Annotated in this window: 1 protein-coding gene; it reads right to left on the bottom strand. The window is 61.7% G+C overall.

What is annotated here, in order from left to right; translation table 11 throughout:
- Positions 1-1,715: type I polyketide synthase (locus tag ABZ420_RS35965; RefSeq protein ID WP_357132673.1), on the bottom strand; the 1,715-nt coding region annotated here is incomplete at both ends.

Raw genomic sequence — 1,715 nt, 5'->3', positions numbered from 1 at the left:
GAACGCATAACTGGGAAGCTCCACCCGCGCAGGACGAACAGAACCGAACCATCGACCCCAATCAACCCCCACACCACACACAAACGCCTCAGCCAGGAATGCAGTGAACGTCTCGACTTCGGGACGGCCTGGACGCACTGCCGGAATCTGTAGCGTTTCTTGTTCGCTGCGTAGGCACCGGCCGATCATCGCGCTCGACCCGGCACCGGGTCCGAGCTCCAAAAAGCGTGTTACCCCGGCATCTTCGAGGAAACGCACCCCATCCATGAATCGAACTGCGCGCCGCACGTGCTGCACCCAGTACTGCACTGAACCCAAATCCTCGACGGAAACGAGGTTACCGGACAGATTCGATAGGATCGGGATAGTCGGGGTCCCAATGGAAACCCTTGCGACCACCTCGCCGAACTGCTCGAGTATCGGATCCATCTGAACGGAATGGAAGGCGTGGCTGACTCGCAGTCGAGTGGTCTTACGACCGTCGTCGCGCCATTGTTGGCTCCATTGCTCGATCGCTTCGTTATCACCGGAAACTACCGTCGAGGACGGGCCGTTTATTGCGGCTATAGAAAGGTGCTCCTCGAACCCCAGTAACGAGTGCTGTACTTCCGCCTCAGAGGCATCCACCGCGATCATGCCACCGCCTGCGGGCAGATCGCCCATCAGGCGGCCACGAGCCGCGACCACGGCACAGGCATCTGGCAGGGAGAACACACCAGCCACATGAGCAGCAGCCAATTCGCCGATCGAATGACCGATCAGGTAATCCGGCTCTACTCCCAATGAAACGACGAGCCGGTACAACGCGACTCCGAACGCAAACAGCGCCGCTTGTGTGAAGGCCGTCTGGTCTAGTAACGCGGACTCCGTTGAGTCCGGCTCAGCGAAGAGGAGCTCCTTCAACGATCGACCCAGATACCGATCAAGCTCTCCACAGACCTCATCGAGCGTGTCGGCGAAGACAGGGAAAGCCCGGTAGAGGTCGGCTCCCATCCCGGCGCGCTGTGCTCCCTGGCCGGGAAACACGAACGCTGTCCTCCCCCCGTAAACCCGACCCTGCACAACACCGGCCCCGGCCCCACCCCTCGCGAGGGCATCCAGTCCCTTGAGCAGACCCGACCGATCCATCCCCTGCACGACTGCCCGGTACTCAAACGCAGTCCGATCATTGATCAGCGACCAGGCCACGTCGTTCACTGTCGTGTCGGGGCGTGCCGCCAGCGCCCTCACCAACCGAGAAGCCTGCTCTGCCAGTGCCTCTGGCGATTTGGCTGAGATCACCCACGGCATCGTCGGAAACGCCCTGAAGGTCGCTTCGGGGCCTTCATCGGTGACTGCTTCGTCGGTTGCGGGTTCTGCTGTTGGTGCTTGCTCGAGAATGACGTGGGCGTTCGTGCCACTGATACCGAACGAGGAAACCGCGGCCCTTCGGGTTCTTTCTTCGCTCCACGCAGCGGGTTTGCTCAGCAGCCGGATCGCACCGGTGGACCAGTCCACGTGTGTGGTCGGGGTTTCCGCATGCAGGGTCTGAGGCAGCACCCCGTGCTGCATGGCCATCACCATCTTGATCACACCCGCCACACCCGCCGCAGCCTGGGTGTGACCGATATTGGATTTCAGCGACCCCAACCACAACGGACGATCCGCGTCGTGTTCGCGCCCGTAGGTCGCCAACAATGCCTGCGCCTCGATCGGATCCCCCAGCGAGGTCCCTG

Source organism: Nocardia sp. NPDC005745 (assembly GCF_040630775.1).
Taxonomy (GTDB): Bacteria; Actinomycetota; Actinomycetes; order Mycobacteriales; family Mycobacteriaceae; genus Nocardia.
This window is presented reverse-complemented; position numbering and strand designations above follow the sequence as displayed.